The following is a 15,140-nucleotide window of genomic DNA, read 5'->3' as shown; positions in this document are numbered from 1 at the left end:
ATACTTTTTCAAAGTATAAGGCCTCATTTTTATGGGGCCTTTTTCGTTCTGTGAAGAAGGTTCGCTAGTATAAACGCCAGGAATGCTGGAAGCACCCATCCCATATTTTGGTTTCCGAGTGGAATGGTATTTCTAATTGACGTCAATGCTTCACTCTCCACTATAAATCCCAAAAAATCGGGAAGACTGAATAGAACCGTTATCAGAGCCACTATTCGGAATACTAACGGAGAAGCAAATTGCTGTGGGATGGCATTCAGCAAAATTAGAATAATGGTCAACGGATAAATAATCATTAGTGCTGGCAGGGCGATATCGATAATATAGGCAACGTTGAATTGGCCCACTGCAATTCCGATAGCGCATCCCAAAACAGCCGTAACACTATAAACTAGCCGCGAATTTCCCAGTATCCCCTTGAAGAAATCGGCAGTACCGGTTACGATCCCAACTGCGGTGGTAAAACATGCTAGTCCAACCGCGACCGCTAAAAAACTAGTCCCTACATTTCCCAGGGTCTCAATACCCAAATAGGTTAGAAGCTCGGTTCTCGTTTCACCCGTAAACATGCCACTATAAAAAGCACCGATTGCAATCAGTCCCGCATAGATGGTAAAAAGTCCGAAACCAGCATACAATCCAGCTTTACCGATCATCTTTTTCTTTTCTTCGTAACCGTATTTCCCTTGCAAAGCGAAGGAAACAACAATAACACCTCCAACCACCACACCTCCAATCGCATCAAAGGTTTGGTAGCCTTCCAAAATACCTTCGGTAAAGGGACTCACACTTTGGGAGATGCTATAGGCCGAATGTTCTGCAAAAAGTCCGATAGCGATAATAATCACCAATAATATGACCAGGATTGGGGTCAGAAATTTTCCAATCAGTTCCAGAATCTTTGATCTGTTTAGGGCGAATAGCAATACCAAGGCAAAGTAAAGGCAGCTAAACCATAGCGACGACAGCTCGAAATAGGGTGCGATGGCCATTTCGTAAGTAACCGATGCTGTTCTGGGAGATGGGAGCGAAATTGCAATCAAGTAAATAGCAACAGCATATACCAACGCTATGGATGGTGAGATTTTTTTAGCGAAATCGGTGAGCGTTCCTTGAAGTCTAGCATGACCATAAATGGCCAAAATTGGAATGATAACCGCCGAAATAGCAAAACCGAATGTTACCCAGATCCATTCAGAACTTGCTTGAAACCCTAAAAATGGAGGCAAAATAAGGTTACCCGCCCCAAAGAAAAGTGAAAACAGCGCAAAGGCTGTCATAAAGGTTTGTTTGGTATGCCGCATTCCAAGATATTTGCGGTTGAAGATACCTAAAATATGATTTCCACCTATCGCGATTGCGACATTCATTACACCGTTTCAGGAAAAGGCCCTGCGATTGTTTTGCTGCACGGCTTTTTAGAAAGTTCAACAATTTGGAATGAATTTGTCGATTCCCTTTCAGAAACGAAAACCGTAATTACTATCGATTTACCCGGTCATGGTAAAAGTGATGTGTTTGGGCATGTGCATACGATGGAGGAAATGGCTGAGGTAGTGATTTATATAATGGATGAATGTGAAATTTCTACCGCCACGATTTTAGGGCATTCCATGGGTGGCTATGTTGCGTTGGCGATGGCCGAAGCCTATCCTGAAAGAATCTCAAGGTTATTGCTGTTGAATTCTACCACCCTCCCTGATTCGGAAGAGCGATTAGTAAATCGAAATAGAGCCTTGCGATTGCTGGATGAAAATCCCGCTCCCTTTATCCGTATGGCGATTGCGAATTTATTTCCATCGGAAAAGATTTATGACTATGAAGAAATTATCGAACGCTTAAAAAACGAAGCCTTATCATTTCCATTGAAAGGAATCAAGGCGTGCATACGGGGCATGATGCAGCGGAAAGATCAAACGGAAACCCTACGACGCTTTTCGAATGAAAAACTATGGATTGCCGGAAAGAGCGACCCGTTAATTTCTTTAACACTTTCAAAAGAACTAGCAAAAGAGAGCAAAACCCCTTTAAAAATAATAGATGGAGGTCATATGGGATGGATAGAAAACAAAAATGAAGTGTTATTAATTTGCATTTAATCGATATTTTTATGCGTTTTAACGATTATTTATGAAATTTTTATATATTAGCCTAACTAACAAGCAAACTCCTGATACCCATGAACTTCCCCAAAAAACCTACGAATCCTTTGCAGGGCGCATATTGTGGCCTTGTCGGACACCGTTACCGAGTGTCGCAGCGCATCACGCACCATATCAATGAATATGAATGTTGCAATTGCGGAAAACAGATCACTGACACATATTCGGGCACCACAGAATTGTTGACGAATAAGAATAAGCAAGTAAATGAAAAGCTTGCTGAATTCTTCAGAAAAAAGCAAGCTTACTTTCAACGGAAATCACAACCCGTGCGTATCGCAAGTTAATTTTCTACTTTTCATCCGATAGTGCATTCCAACCTCTTGCCTTAAGTGGAATTTTGGTGTTGGCTCGGGTTACCAGATGCATCCCTTCATTTTCAGCATTAATATGGCCAATCACGGAAAGGTGTGGATTTCCCTTTATTTTGTCGAAATCGGCCGTATCGATGGTGAAGAGCAGTTCATAATCTTCACCTCCTGACAAGGCGATCGTTGTGCTATCCAATTCGAATTCTTCACAAGTGGTAATCACCTGAGGATCTAAGGGGATTTTCTCTTCATAGAGTGTACAGCCCATCTGTGAACTTTTGCATATATGTATCAATTCGGAAGAGAGGCCATCACTAATGTCAATCATTGAAGTTGGCTTCACTTCTAATTCCATCAATAAGGGACGAATATCCTTTCGCGCCTCCGGTTTTAATTGCCGTTCAATTAAATAGGAATACGGCTCCAAATCGGGTTGCGACTTCGGGTTCACCTTAAAAACCTCTTTTTCTCGTTCCAATACCTGCAAGCCGAGATAGGCGCCCCCTAAATCGCCCGTTACCACAATTAAGTCATTTTCCTTCGCTCCAGAACGTCGCACCAAAGTATCGCTGGCACCTAGTCCGATGGCAGTAACACTAATGACCAGCCCTGTGGTTGAAGAGGTCGTATCGCCGCCCACCACATCTACACCATAGGTTTTGGCAGCCGTGGTAATACCGGCATAGAGTTCTTCAAGGGCTTCCACTGGAAACCTGTTTGAAACTGCGATGGAAACCGTTATCTGTTTGGCTTCAGCATTCATAGCGAAAAGATCGCTAACATTCACGACTACCGCCTTGTAGCCCAAGTGTTTTAGTGGCATATATGAAAGGTCGAAATGCACGCCTTCAACCAACATATCGGTTGTCACCACTAATTGTTGATCATTTGCAGGCTGGAGAATAGCAGCATCGTCGCCAATTCCTAATATCGTTTCTTCATTTTTAATTTCAAAATGCTTGGTTAGATGGTCGATCAGGCCAAATTCACCCAAATCGGAAATACTAGTTCTCTCAGCGTCTTTATTTTCAAACATGCTCTTTAAATTTTCCACAAAAATACAGGAAACCTATTCGAACCACATCCTTCACTATATAAAATTCAACAATCCTATAGAAAATGTAACTTTTTATCGCACATTTTCTATAATAACTTGTAATATTGCAAGGTCTATCACGACTTACTATATTGGTAGATACTATATTACTACTGAATTCGTTATATTATGATAACGTATATTATAACTCAATCTTAATTTTTAATAACTCTTCATGAAAATAATTCTACACGCTGCAATTTGTCTTTTTACAACGGCAATGCTAGCACAGTCCCCCTGTGAAGGTGGAACATCCGCAGGCTATCCGTGCGATGGCTTGCAGCTTCAATCGCAAATCAATTTAAATACGTTGGATGCCAGCTCGGGTAATGATTCCTGGGGATGGACAGATCCAGATACTGAAATAGAGTATGCAATCGTTGGCTTGAACAACGGTACCGCATTTATCGATATTTCGACACCCACCGATCCGATTTATCTAGGAAAACTCCCAACACACTCTGGAAACAGTACTTGGCGCGATATAAAAGTTTATAATAATTACGCTTTCGTTGTAAGTGAAGCAGGTGGCCATGGAATGCAGGTTTTTGATCTTACGCGCTTGCGTAACGTAAATAGTGCACCTGTTACCTTTACTGAAGATGCCCACTACGATGAATTTGGAAACGCGCACAATATTGTTATCAATGAAGATACAGGATTTGCGTATGCTGTCGGAACCAGTACTTTCAATGGGGGACCCCATTTCATCAATATCCAGGATCCCCTAAACCCAACATTCGCTGGAGGATATTCTATGGACGACTATAGCCACGATGCGCAAGTAGTTACATATAACGGGCCGGATTCCGACTATACCAACAGAGAAATCTTGATTGGAAGTAACGAAAATGAAATTTCTATCGTGGATATTACCGACAAAAACAATCCGCAATCTATTTCTACCATTTCCTATACAAATGTTGGTTATACCCACCAAGGATGGTTTACCGAGGATCAGCGCTATTTTATATTAGGAGATGAATTGGACGAATCGTTTGTTGGCTTCAACTCTCGTACGATTATCTTCGATTTTGAAGATTTGGACAATCCTCAGTTTCACTTTGAATATTTCGGCCCTACTCCAGCTATCGACCATAATGGCTATGTAAAAGGAGATAACTACTATCTTGCAAACTATACTGCTGGAATACGCGTAATTGATATTAGCGACATAGCAAATCAAAATATTTTTGAGGCGGCTTCTTTCGATTCACATCCAGAAACAAATTCTGCTTCCTTTGAAGGCGTGTGGAGCTTATATCCTTATTTTGAGAGTGGGAATATCGTAATTAGCGATATCAACCGAGGCTTTCTTCTCGTTCGTGATCCTGTGGTACTTGATACCCCGTCCCTTACCAAAGAAGGGTTTTCAATGTATCCTAACCCAACGAATAGTAAGCTTACTATCGCTTCTGCAGAAGAAACGATTACTAGTGTTCGTATTTTAAATGTACTTGGACAAACGGTTTATCAAAACAATAGTTTTGATAATAACACTGTTAATTTAGATGTATCTAGCCTTTCAGCAGGAATGTACCTTACTGAAATAAACGGATCTACCACTAAAAGATTAATTATTAAGTAAAAACCATAAGCGTTATGAAATTCATGTTACCTACCCTGCGCTACGTAGCACTAATCTGTGTTTTCGTAAGCCTATTTTCTTGTGAAAAAGATGATAATTCTAGTCCGGATCCTGAATTCGGAACTGTAGAATACATCAAAACCTTTGGTGGAAGTGGCCTAGATGAAGCAGTATCTGTAGTAATGGCCAATGATGGCAATTATATTCTGTTGGGCACAACCGAAAGTACTGATGGAGATGTTGATGGCAAAACAACTACCGATTCCGATTATTGGGTTTTAAAAGTTTCGCAAGAAGGCACTATACTTTGGAATAAAGTGTATGGCGGAAGTTCAGATGATAAAGCAACCAGTATAAAAAAAACCAATGATGGTGGCTATATCGTATCTGGCTATAGCCGAAGCGACGATGGCGATGTTTCTGAAAACAGCGGTTTTCATGACTACTGGATCGTAAAATTGGACGGCACCGGAAATCTTCAATGGGAAAAAAGCTTTGGCTACCCAGGAAGCGATCAAGCCCTGAATGTTCTGCAAACTTCCGATGGTGGGTATTTCACCACAGGTTTCCTAGATGTTACGGCAAGTAATGGTGAAGGGAATGATACTCGAGGTACTTTACATGGCGTAGGCGAATATTGGGGTATCCGGATGGATGCCAACGGTACTAAAATCTGGCGAAATTATTTCGGAGGAACGAATAACGACAGGAGTTATGACGCCATTCAAACTCCAGATGGAGGCTTTTTGATGGCAGGCGCTTCAGAAAGTACCGACTTCGATATCACAGACGATAAAGGAAGCTACGATTATTGGTTGGTAAAAGTAAATGCCAACGGAGAAAAACAATGGACGCGGTCCTATGGTGGATCCGAAATCGACGTGTGCTACGCCATTGCAAATGCAGAAGGTGGATATATCATGGTCGGCGATGCTAGAAGTAGCGACCAAGATGTAACTAACGCAAAAGGCAATGCCGATTTATGGGCTGTGAAAGTGAATACTACTGGCGATATTGTTTGGAAGCGTAATTTAGGTGGGGAACAATTCGATTCTGCAAGAAGTATTACACCTATGGGCAACGGAGAATACTTGCTGTCAGGAACAACTCGCAGTACGACTGGAGACGTTTCAGGAAATAATGGCCAAAACGACCTCTGGACCTTAATTATTGATGAACAAGGAGTCATTCAATATGAAGCGACATTTGGTGGCTCCAGCTTCGATTTCGGCGATGCCGCTATTCCAGTGGAAGACAATAAAATTATCGTTGTCGGTAATACCGAAAGCAACGATATGGACATACCGCAATTTCGTGGTGTGAAAGACGTTTTATTAATCAAAATCCAATAACTACTTTATTATAAGCAAACCCCCTATGAAAAAAGTATTCCTACTTTTACTATTCGTCGCAGTACTTGCAAGTTGCAAAAGCGACGACGACAGCACTTCGAGTGCTTTGGTTCAATTTCAATTCTCACAGAATTGGGACGGAACAGCTGTTACGGCAAGTGATATTGACAATACCGTTTATACCAACGAAAATGGTGAAGAATTGAAGATTGCTCGTTTGCGATATCTTTTGTCACGCTTCCAATTAAGCAGCGCTGATGGTTCAAATACACTTTTGAATACCTATCAATTGATAGATCTATCCGATGCTTCTACAATGCAGTCTGATTCGCAAGTAACCGTTCCAGAAGGAACTTACACCGTTTCCATGATATACGGCTTTAATGATGAAGACAATGTGGATGGTGCTTATGCTGACCTTAATGCAGCTTCATGGAACTGGCCCACGATGTTGGGTGGCGGGTACCATTTCCTTCAATTTGATGGGATGTACAACGTAAACAGTAGCGAGCCGAAGCCATTTAATTTTCATAATGGCACAGCGCGGGTAAGTGAAGGTGTTTTCGAGTCGAATTTCGTGGAAGTCGATTTAGGAACCATTACCATTGATGGGGATACGACGATCAACATTCAGATGAACATAGCCGAATGGTTTAAAAACCCCAATACGTGGAACTTAAACGAACTGGACACGCCACTAATGCCAAATTATGAAGCGCAGATTATGATGCATGAGAATGCGCAATCCGTGTTTTCTATAAGCCAAAATTAAATAGCAAAGGGATGAGCCGAAGGTTCATCCCCTACACTTAAATCACAATTGTAAAATGCATGGTATGAAAAAGTATGTGCTTTCAATCGCAGTATTGACAGTTTTACTATTTGTTTCCTGTTCCGACGATTCCAATCCAGACGAACCAGGTTACGAACCCATACCCTATACCCTGGAGTTACCACCTATTTTTGATAGAATCAATCCTCCCAGCATACCTTCGGATAATCCGTTGACCGAGGAAGGGGTTGCCCTTGGTAAAAAACTTTTTTTCGATCCCATACTATCAGGAGATAATACGCTCGCCTGTGCCGGTTGCCATAAACCCGCTAATGCCTTTACGGACGATGCTACATTGAGTATTGGAATAGATGGTGAAGAAGGTATCCGCAACTCAATGCCGCTTTTCAATCTGGCCTGGAACACAAATGACTTCTTTTGGGACGGTGCCGCCAATACACTTGAAAAACAAGTATTAGAACCGGTCGCAAATCCTGTTGAAATGCACGAAGACTGGGAAAATGCCGTAGCCGAGTTGTCAGCACACCCCCAATATCCAGAAATGTTCTCCAAAGCCTTTGGAACGTCTAGTATCGACCGTGATCAAGTGGCTAAAGCCATCGCTCAGTTTATGCGGACCATGGTTTCCGGAAATTCGCGCTTCGACAAGTATCTTTTGGGTGAATTGGAACTTACAGAAAGTGAATTAAATGGCTTCGATATCTTTATGGATGAAGACCGAGGCGACTGCTTCCATTGCCATGGAAATCCCTTTAATCCGCTCTGGACCGATAATCAGTATCATAATAATGGCCTTGATGAAACCTTCGACGACCGTGGTCGTGGTCTAGTGACGGGCGATCCGATGGATTTTGGAAAATTTCGTTCTCCTTCACTACGAAACCTAGCCTACACGGCTCCGTATATGCACGATGGACGTTTTGAAACACTGGACGAAGTTATCGATCATTATTCGGAAGGACTGGTCTATTCCGAAACTATCGATCCGCTTATGAAGGCCGTAGCCGAGGGCGGCGTTCAACTTACTACAGAACAAAAAGAAGACCTGAAGGCCTTTCTACTCTCACTTTCCGACCCTTCTTTCATCAATAATCCAGATTTCCAGAACTAGAACTAACCATTTCATTTTTACCTTTTTAGAAAATTTTGTTAAGTATTGCTTAAATCTATTGTTCAATAGGTTTTATAATACTTCGTCACTATGGTGTTACGCGCTATTTATTGTATTTTTGCAGTCTAATTTTGAATGATTCCAATCTATGATAAAGGTTAGTGACACTGCAAAATCCAAGCTCGCCCAATTGATGAGTGAAGAAGGCTTTAATGTTGAGCAGGATTTTGTTCGGGTTGGGGTGAAAAGCGGCGGTTGTTCAGGGTTGTCGTATGAATTGAAATTCGATAATGCCTCTGGCGATACCGATAAGGTCTTTGAAGACACCCCAGTAAAGATCGCGATAGATAAAAAAAGCTTTTTATACCTAGTAGGAACCACGCTTGAATATAGTGGCGGTCTGAACGGAAAAGGCTTTGTATTTAATAACCCAAATGCTAATCGCACCTGTGGTTGCGGTGAAAGTTTTTCGCTGTAGCACCCAATTGAACTGGTATCAATTACTAAAACGTACTGAATGAGCAAGTATACTGAAGATGATCTGAAGAAGGAGTTAGAAACCAAGGAATATGAGTATGGTTTTTACACCGACATCGAGAGCGACACCTTTCCTGTCGGCCTAAATGAAGATATTGTTCGGGCGATTTCAAAGAAAAAGGAAGAACCTGAATGGATGACCGAATGGCGTTTGGAGTCATTTCGGTATTGGCAGGAAATGATAGAGCCTGAATGGGCGAACGTTCATTATAAAAAACCTGATTTCCAAAATATATCCTATTATTCCGCTCCCAATAAAAAACCGAAATATGACAGTTTGGACGAAGTAGATCCAGAATTGCTGGATACCTTCAACAAACTTGGAATTTCTATTGAAGAGCAAAAGAAACTAGCAGGTGTAGCGGTCGATATCGTGATGGATTCTGTTTCCGTGGCGACTACCTTTAAGGATACGTTGGCTAAGAAGGGCATTATCTTCTGCTCTATTTCAGAAGCCATTAAAAAACATCCAGAACTCGTTAAAAAATATATAGGAACCGTCGTTCCGCAGAAAGACAACTTCTATGCAGCCCTAAATAGTGCTGTTTTTAGCGATGGCTCTTTCTGTTATATTCCAAAGGGCGTACGATGTCCGATGGAGCTTTCTACCTATTTCCGAATTAACCAAGCGGGAACAGGACAGTTTGAGCGAACCCTGGTGGTAGCCGATGAAGATAGCTATGTTAGTTATTTAGAAGGCTGTACCGCTCCTATGCGCGATGAAAATCAGTTGCACGCGGCCGTTGTAGAACTTATCGCACTAGATGGTGCTGAAATTAAATATTCTACGGTTCAGAACTGGTTCCCCGGCGGTAAAGATGGAAAAGGCGGTGTTTATAACTTCGTGACCAAGCGTGGTTTATGCGAAAAGAACGCTAAGATATCATGGACGCAGGTAGAAACCGGTAGTGCCGTAACCTGGAAATATCCTAGCTGTATCCTGAAAGGCGATAATAGTATTGGGGAGTTTTACAGTATTGCGGTAACCAACAACTATCAGCAAGCCGATACGGGTACGAAAATGATTCATCTTGGAAAAAACACCAAGAGTACCATTATTTCGAAAGGTATTTCCGCAGGGAAATCACAAAACAGTTATCGCGGTCTCGTTCAGGTGAATTCTCGTGCTGAAAATGCTAGAAACTTCTCGCAATGCGATTCCCTCTTAATGGGAAATAAATGTGGTGCCCATACCTTTCCATATATCGAGGCCAAAAACAAAACAGCTCAAATTGAGCATGAGGCAACGACAAGTAAAATTGGAGAAGACCAAATATTTTATTGCAACCAACGCGGTATCGATACCGAAAAAGCAATTGCGCTTATCGTGAACGGTTTCAGTAAAGAAGTGCTAAATAAATTACCGATGGAATTTGCCGTAGAGGCCCAAAAGTTATTGGAAATCTCCCTAGAGGGTTCTGTTGGATAAACAATCATGTAAGAATGAAAAAAGTAGTTCTTTTAGCTTTTGTCGCATTTTGCTTTCTAGGTTGTAAAGAGCAATCGAAAGCACAATCTGAAAAAACAGCTGCAGATGTCACAATCACGCCAGCTGGTGAAAAAACGCTTACTGGTGAGTTCATCTATGTTGATGATGCCGCCGTATTACAGCAGAACAATAAGGTGTACGGAGTAGTTTTAAATGAAATTGCCAAAGATCTTGCTGAAGAGGTTACGGCCATTCAAAAAGATCCGTACGATATGGTTATGGTTACTGTAAAAGGAACTACCAAAAAGAAAGAAGCTGGTACCGATGGCTGGGAAGATATTCTCACCATCACAGAAGTACTAAGCATACAGGACAAGGCTACAATGGCCGACGTAAAAATAGAAGAAAAGAAAAATTAGATAGAAGATATGCTGCATATTGAAAACTTACACGCAGGTGTAGAAGAAAAAGATATTCTAAAAGGTATTAACCTCGACGTGAAACCAGGTGAGGTTCATGCTATTATGGGACCCAATGGTTCTGGTAAAAGTACCTTTGCTTCTGTTATATCTGGAAAGGAAGAATTTGAAGTCCATAAAGGAATAATGGAATTCGAGGGTGAAGACATCACCGAATTGGATCCAGAGGAACGCGCCCACAAAGGGTTATTCCTATCGTTTCAATACCCTGTCGAAATTCCAGGGGTAACGGTCACCAACTTCATCAAAACGGCTATCAACGAAACCCGTAAGGCAAAAGGGCTAAAGGAAATGCCCGCTGGTGAAATGTTGAAGAAAATCAAGGAAAAGGCCGATATGCTGGAAATAGACCGCAAGTTTCTTTCTCGTTCCTTAAATGAAGGGTTCTCAGGTGGAGAGAAAAAGCGCAATGAAATATTTCAACTTGCCATGATGGAACCGAAATTGGCCATTTTGGATGAAACCGACTCTGGACTCGATATCGATGCACTAAAAGTAGTTGCAAATGGTGTAAACAAGCTAAAAAGCAAAGACAACGCTATTATCGTAATTACCCACTACCAACGATTATTGGAATATATCGTACCAGATTTCGTTCACGTATTGGTCGATGGAAAAATCGTGAAGTCGGGCGATAAGAGCTTAGCCTACGAATTGGAAGAAAAAGGATACGACTGGATTAAAGAAGAAATGAAAGCGGTGTAAAACGCACTGCATGCATGAAGTTTGAAGTGGAATTTTTGAAAACATCCTATGAGCTTAAAAGATAAATTAGTAACCTCTTATTTCGCCTTTGAAGACAATTTGGCCGATGACTCGCCTATTCATACGATGCGGAACGACGCCATCAAAAATTTTGAGGCAACAGGATTTCCGACCAAAAAGGACGAGGAATGGAAGTATACTTCCTTAAGAAGCCTCTTGAAAACCGACTATAGCATCTTTCCAAAACCTTTGGACAGAACAATCGAGTTTCGTGAGGTTAAGAACTACTTCCTACACGATGTCGACACCTACAAAATCGTATTTATCGATGGCGTTTACAGTTCTTTTCTTTCGGAAACAACGCACGATAGCATCGATGTATGCTTACTTTCGTCTGCCTTGGCTAAGCCGAAGTACAAACCAGTATTGGAAGCCTACTTCAACAAAGCGGCGAAAAAAGATAGCTTAAGCTCCCTAAATACAGCTTTTGCGAAAGAAGGTGCTTATATCCATATCCCAAAGCATAAGGAGGTTGAAAAACCGATTGAGATTATCAACTTTTCAACTGGCACCGAATCGGCAGCCCTGCTGCAACCTCGAAATTTAGTGGTTGTAGGTGAAAATAGTCACGTTCAGATTATCGAGCGTCATCAAAGCCTTTCTGAAAATCCTGTATTTACAAATAGCGTAACCGAGGTGTTTGCTGAAAAACGCGCGTTTGTGGATTATTATAAAATCCAGAATGATGTTTCAACAGCTTCACTAATCGATAGCACTTATATTTCACAGGAACGCGAGAGCAATTGCCGTCTGCATACCTTCTCATTCGGTGGAAAACTAACGCGCAACAACCTAAACTTCTACCAAAAAGGAGAACGTTGTAATTCAACCTTAAATGGGATTACGATATTGGAAGACAAACAGCATGTCGACCATAATACGCTGGTACATCACACCCAGCCGAATTGTGAAAGTCACCAAGATTACAAAGGCATTTTCGACGATGCTTCCACAGGTGTTTTCAACGGAAAAGTGTTGGTCGATAGCATTGCACAAAAGATTGACGCCTTTCAGCAAAACAACAATATTCTAATAAGCGATAAAGCGACCATTAACTCAAAACCGCAATTGGAGATTTTTGCCGATGATGTGGCGTGCTCACATGGTTGTACGATTGGTCAGTTGGATGAAGAAGCCTTGTTCTATCTTCGTTCGCGCGGTATCGCACAAAAAGAAGCCCGGGCATTACTGATGTATGCGTTTGCCAACAATGTGTTGGAAAGCGTGAAAATTCCGGAACTGAAACGCAGAATCAACAAACTTATCGCCGAAAAGATTGGGGTAAGCGTTGGCTTTCAGTTGTAATTGAAAAATGAATTTCAAATAAAGCCCGCTTTCACAAAAAAGCGGGTTTTTGTTTCACTGTAGTTAGCATATTTTTAACGCAGTATTCCCTACGGAAACCTTTATTTTGATTTCTAGATGTTAGATGTAACCACCATTCGAAACGATTTTCCCATCCTTCAACGCGAGGTGAACGGGAAACCTTTGGTGTATCTCGACAATGCGGCGACTTCCCAAAAACCTAAGGCTGTTATCGATTGTATCGTCGATTACTATTCACGATACAACGCCAATATCCACCGCGGTGTGCATACCCTTTCGCAGGAAGCTACCGATGCGTATGAGCAAGCACGGGAAACCATTCGTGAACATTTCAATGCAGAAAAGGCTCATGAAATAATTTTCACCGCAGGAACAACGCAAGGCATCAATTTGGTGGCCAATGGATTTTCGAAATTACTAAAAGAAGGAGATGAAATCTTGGTGTCCGCTATGGAACATCACAGCAACATCGTGCCTTGGCAAATGTTATGCGAACGCACGGGTGCTACCCTTCGGGTTATTCCAATGAATGAGGAAGGTGAATTGATACTAGACGAATATGAAGCCTTGCTTTCAGAGAAAACGAAGCTCGTTTTTGTGAATCATGTTTCGAATGCGTTGGGAACCATCAACCCTATCAAAGAAATTATTGAAAAAGCTCATGCCCTTGAAGCAGCCGTTTTGATAGATGGTGCACAGGCATGTTCGCATATAAAACCAGACTTACACGCATTGGATGTCGATTTTTACGTCACCTCTGCCCACAAGATGTGTGGACCCACCGGTGTCGGCATATTGTATATGAAAGAAGAATGGGGAAAGAAGTTACCTCCCTATCAAGGCGGAGGCGAAATGATTGCCGAAGTTACCTTTGAAAAGACAACCTATGCCGATTTGCCCCATAAGTTCGAAGCGGGAACACCAAATATCGCAGGCGGGATTGCGTTTGGCGCCGCTATTACGTATCTTAACAATATCGGTTTTGAAGCAATAGAAGAATATGAAACTGAATTATTGACCTATGCGACCGAACAGCTTCAACAAATAGAGGGGTTAAAAATTTACGGTACAGGTAAAGCAAAAACATCGGTTATTTCCTTCAATATTGAAGGAATTCATCCTTACGATATCGGAACTATTGTCGATAAATTGGGTATTGCTGTCCGTACCGGACACCACTGTGCCCAACCGATTATGGACTTTTATAAAATTCCAGGAACCGTTCGTGCTTCCTTCGCGTTCTATAACACGAAAGCGGAAGTAGATGCCCTGGTTTCGGCTGTGCAACGAGCCAAGAATATGTTGCAGTAAAACTTGAAATTATGAAAAAAACAGCTCTTATTTTAGTACTGATGGTGGCGGGCCTTTTTGTGGCCTGCGACAGCACCCAAAATGTAACCGATGTGGTTGGTAATGTACAACTTTCGGGAACCTATGACGTTACCGCAATCGATGGCAATCAGGTTCCGGCCAATAAGCAAAGTCTAACCTTTAATGCGCTGGACACCTCTATTAACGGAAATGGTGGTTGCAATACCTTCTTCGGCGACTATACCTTAAACGCTGGGAATCTGAGTTTCGCTGAATTGGCAACGACCAAGAAAATGTGCGATAAGGCTACGATGGAGCGTGAAGAAGCCTTATTGGAAGCGCTTAACAATACGGGAAGCTATCGTATTTATCAAGGAACGCTTACGCTTTACGGAACAGACCAATCGGTACTGCTTTCGGCGAAGAAAAGAGCTCAAAACGAAGAATAATAAAATGACAATACAGGAGAAGCAACAGGAGTTAGTAGATGAGTTCGCGATGTTCGACGATTGGATGGAGCGGTATGAATATATGATCGATTTAGGAAAATCGCTACCCGAAATTGCTCCTGAGCACAAAACGGATGATAAGCTTATAAAAGGCTGCCAAAGTAAAGTTTGGTTGCATGCCGAATTGAATGATCAGAATGTGGTGTTTACCGCCGATAGCGACGCTATTATTACAAAAGGTATCATCGCCATTTTAATTCGCGCCTTTAGTAACCAATCGCCTGAAGCTATTGTAGAAGCCAATACCGATTTTATTGATGAAATTGGCCTGAAAGAACACTTATCTCCTACCCGTGCCAATGGATTGGTTTCAATGATCAAACAAATGAAGTTATACGCAGTCGCTTACCAAGCTAAAGCAAACAATTGAT

The 15,140-nt window shown here is 41.7% G+C and carries 16 protein-coding genes; 14 read left to right on the top strand and 2 right to left on the bottom strand.

The annotated features are described in order from the left end of the window. Nucleotides 1-29: 29 nt before the first annotated feature. Nucleotides 30-1,370, bottom strand: a complete 1,341-nt coding sequence (brnQ, locus tag I4Q58_RS07675; protein ID WP_317194053.1) for a branched-chain amino acid transport system II carrier protein — start codon at nucleotides 1,368-1,370, stop codon at nucleotides 30-32. Between brnQ and I4Q58_RS07670 the strand changes: the two genes are divergently transcribed. Further along, the gene (locus I4Q58_RS07670) at nucleotides 1,338-2,099 is read left to right on the top strand and encodes an alpha/beta fold hydrolase (RefSeq protein ID WP_203295299.1); all 762 of its coding nucleotides are present in this window, start codon (nucleotides 1,338-1,340) and stop codon (nucleotides 2,097-2,099) included. The two genes, brnQ and I4Q58_RS07670, sit on opposite strands and share 33 nt — an antisense overlap. An 80-nt stretch (nucleotides 2,100-2,179) precedes the next feature. Then, complete coding sequence (locus tag I4Q58_RS07665; RefSeq protein WP_203295298.1) at nucleotides 2,180-2,449, top strand: hypothetical protein; 270 nt, start codon at nucleotides 2,180-2,182, stop codon at nucleotides 2,447-2,449. 4 nt (nucleotides 2,450-2,453) lie between these two features. Here I4Q58_RS07665 and thiL read toward each other — a convergent pair whose 3' ends face one another. Continuing rightward, nucleotides 2,454-3,509 carry a thiamine-phosphate kinase gene (gene thiL, locus I4Q58_RS07660; protein ID WP_203295297.1) on the bottom strand — a complete coding sequence of 352 codons (1,056 nt, stop codon included), beginning with the start codon at nucleotides 3,507-3,509 and terminating at the stop codon, nucleotides 2,454-2,456. Nucleotides 3,510-3,744: 235 nt separating this feature from the next. On the opposite strand from thiL, the gene I4Q58_RS07655 reads away from it, so the two are divergent. From I4Q58_RS07655 to I4Q58_RS07600, 12 genes are all read left to right on the top strand, one after another. Beyond that, entirely contained in the window at nucleotides 3,745-5,157 is a 1,413-nt protein-coding gene (locus I4Q58_RS07655) for a choice-of-anchor B family protein (protein ID WP_203295296.1), read from the top strand. Between the two features lie 14 nt (nucleotides 5,158-5,171). Beyond that, nucleotides 5,172-6,509: a hypothetical protein gene (locus tag I4Q58_RS07650; protein WP_236002858.1), complete on the top strand. Its 1,338-nt coding sequence runs from the start codon at nucleotides 5,172-5,174 to the stop codon at nucleotides 6,507-6,509. Between the two features lie 25 nt (nucleotides 6,510-6,534). Further along, the gene (locus tag I4Q58_RS07645; RefSeq protein ID WP_203295295.1) at nucleotides 6,535-7,281 is read left to right on the top strand and encodes an MbnP family protein; all 747 of its coding nucleotides are present in this window, start codon (nucleotides 6,535-6,537) and stop codon (nucleotides 7,279-7,281) included. 64 nt (nucleotides 7,282-7,345) lie between these two features. Then, the gene (locus tag I4Q58_RS07640; protein ID WP_203295294.1) at nucleotides 7,346-8,413 is read left to right on the top strand and encodes a cytochrome-c peroxidase; all 1,068 of its coding nucleotides are present in this window, start codon (nucleotides 7,346-7,348) and stop codon (nucleotides 8,411-8,413) included. A 148-nt stretch (nucleotides 8,414-8,561) separates the two neighbouring features. Then, a complete protein-coding gene (locus I4Q58_RS07635; RefSeq protein ID WP_203295293.1) occupies nucleotides 8,562-8,891 on the top strand; it encodes a HesB/IscA family protein in 330 nt (109 codons plus the stop codon). Between the two features lie 39 nt (nucleotides 8,892-8,930). Continuing rightward, on the top strand, nucleotides 8,931-10,379 hold the full coding sequence (gene sufB / locus I4Q58_RS07630; protein WP_203295292.1) for a Fe-S cluster assembly protein SufB: 1,449 nt from the start codon (nucleotides 8,931-8,933) through the stop codon (nucleotides 10,377-10,379). Nucleotides 10,380-10,393: 14 nt separating this feature from the next. Beyond that, on the top strand, nucleotides 10,394-10,798 hold the full coding sequence (locus I4Q58_RS07625) for a hypothetical protein (RefSeq protein ID WP_203295291.1): 405 nt from the start codon (nucleotides 10,394-10,396) through the stop codon (nucleotides 10,796-10,798). A gap of 9 nt (nucleotides 10,799-10,807) precedes the next feature. After that, nucleotides 10,808-11,563: a Fe-S cluster assembly ATPase SufC gene (gene sufC / locus I4Q58_RS07620; RefSeq protein ID WP_203295290.1), complete on the top strand. Its 756-nt coding sequence runs from the start codon at nucleotides 10,808-10,810 to the stop codon at nucleotides 11,561-11,563. Nucleotides 11,564-11,611: 48 nt separating this feature from the next. Then, nucleotides 11,612-12,928: a Fe-S cluster assembly protein SufD gene (sufD, locus tag I4Q58_RS07615; RefSeq protein WP_203295289.1), complete on the top strand. Its 1,317-nt coding sequence runs from the start codon at nucleotides 11,612-11,614 to the stop codon at nucleotides 12,926-12,928. 117 nt (nucleotides 12,929-13,045) lie between these two features. After that, complete coding sequence (locus I4Q58_RS07610) at nucleotides 13,046-14,260, top strand: aminotransferase class V-fold PLP-dependent enzyme (protein ID WP_203295288.1); 1,215 nt, start codon at nucleotides 13,046-13,048, stop codon at nucleotides 14,258-14,260. Nucleotides 14,261-14,271: 11 nt separating this feature from the next. Continuing rightward, nucleotides 14,272-14,709, top strand: a complete 438-nt coding sequence (locus tag I4Q58_RS07605) for an META domain-containing protein (protein ID WP_203295287.1) — start codon at nucleotides 14,272-14,274, stop codon at nucleotides 14,707-14,709. A gap of 4 nt (nucleotides 14,710-14,713) precedes the next feature. Then, complete coding sequence (locus I4Q58_RS07600) at nucleotides 14,714-15,139, top strand: SufE family protein (RefSeq protein WP_203295286.1); 426 nt, start codon at nucleotides 14,714-14,716, stop codon at nucleotides 15,137-15,139. Nucleotide 15,140 lies beyond the last annotated feature (1 nt).

Source organism: Luteirhabdus pelagi (assembly GCF_016827595.1).
GTDB classification, from domain to species: Bacteria; Bacteroidota; Bacteroidia; order Flavobacteriales; family Flavobacteriaceae; genus Luteirhabdus; species Luteirhabdus pelagi.
This window is presented reverse-complemented; position numbering and strand designations above follow the sequence as displayed.

Bases quoted from the DNA above. Each gene is read 5' to 3' on its own strand.
- I4Q58_RS07670 (WP_203295299.1), top strand. From the start codon at position 1,338: ATGATTTCCACCTATCGCGATTGCGACATTCATTACACCGTTTCAGGA.
- brnQ (WP_317194053.1), bottom strand. From the start codon at position 1,370: ATGAATGTCGCAATCGCGATAGGTGGAAATCATATTTTAGGTATCTTC.
- I4Q58_RS07665 (WP_203295298.1), top strand. From the start codon at position 2,180: ATGAACTTCCCCAAAAAACCTACGAATCCTTTGCAGGGCGCATATTGT.
- thiL (WP_203295297.1), bottom strand. From the start codon at position 3,509: ATGTTTGAAAATAAAGACGCTGAGAGAACTAGTATTTCCGATTTGGGT.
- I4Q58_RS07655 (WP_203295296.1), top strand. From the start codon at position 3,745: ATGAAAATAATTCTACACGCTGCAATTTGTCTTTTTACAACGGCAATG.
- I4Q58_RS07650 (WP_236002858.1), top strand. From the start codon at position 5,172: ATGAAATTCATGTTACCTACCCTGCGCTACGTAGCACTAATCTGTGTT.
- I4Q58_RS07645 (WP_203295295.1), top strand. From the start codon at position 6,535: ATGAAAAAAGTATTCCTACTTTTACTATTCGTCGCAGTACTTGCAAGT.
- I4Q58_RS07640 (WP_203295294.1), top strand. From the start codon at position 7,346: ATGAAAAAGTATGTGCTTTCAATCGCAGTATTGACAGTTTTACTATTT.
- I4Q58_RS07635 (WP_203295293.1), top strand. From the start codon at position 8,562: ATGATAAAGGTTAGTGACACTGCAAAATCCAAGCTCGCCCAATTGATG.
- sufB (WP_203295292.1), top strand. From the start codon at position 8,931: ATGAGCAAGTATACTGAAGATGATCTGAAGAAGGAGTTAGAAACCAAG.
- I4Q58_RS07625 (WP_203295291.1), top strand. From the start codon at position 10,394: ATGAAAAAAGTAGTTCTTTTAGCTTTTGTCGCATTTTGCTTTCTAGGT.
- sufC (WP_203295290.1), top strand. From the start codon at position 10,808: ATGCTGCATATTGAAAACTTACACGCAGGTGTAGAAGAAAAAGATATT.
- sufD (WP_203295289.1), top strand. From the start codon at position 11,612: ATGAGCTTAAAAGATAAATTAGTAACCTCTTATTTCGCCTTTGAAGAC.
- I4Q58_RS07610 (WP_203295288.1), top strand. From the start codon at position 13,046: ATGTTAGATGTAACCACCATTCGAAACGATTTTCCCATCCTTCAACGC.
- I4Q58_RS07605 (WP_203295287.1), top strand. From the start codon at position 14,272: ATGAAAAAAACAGCTCTTATTTTAGTACTGATGGTGGCGGGCCTTTTT.
- I4Q58_RS07600 (WP_203295286.1), top strand. From the start codon at position 14,714: ATGACAATACAGGAGAAGCAACAGGAGTTAGTAGATGAGTTCGCGATG.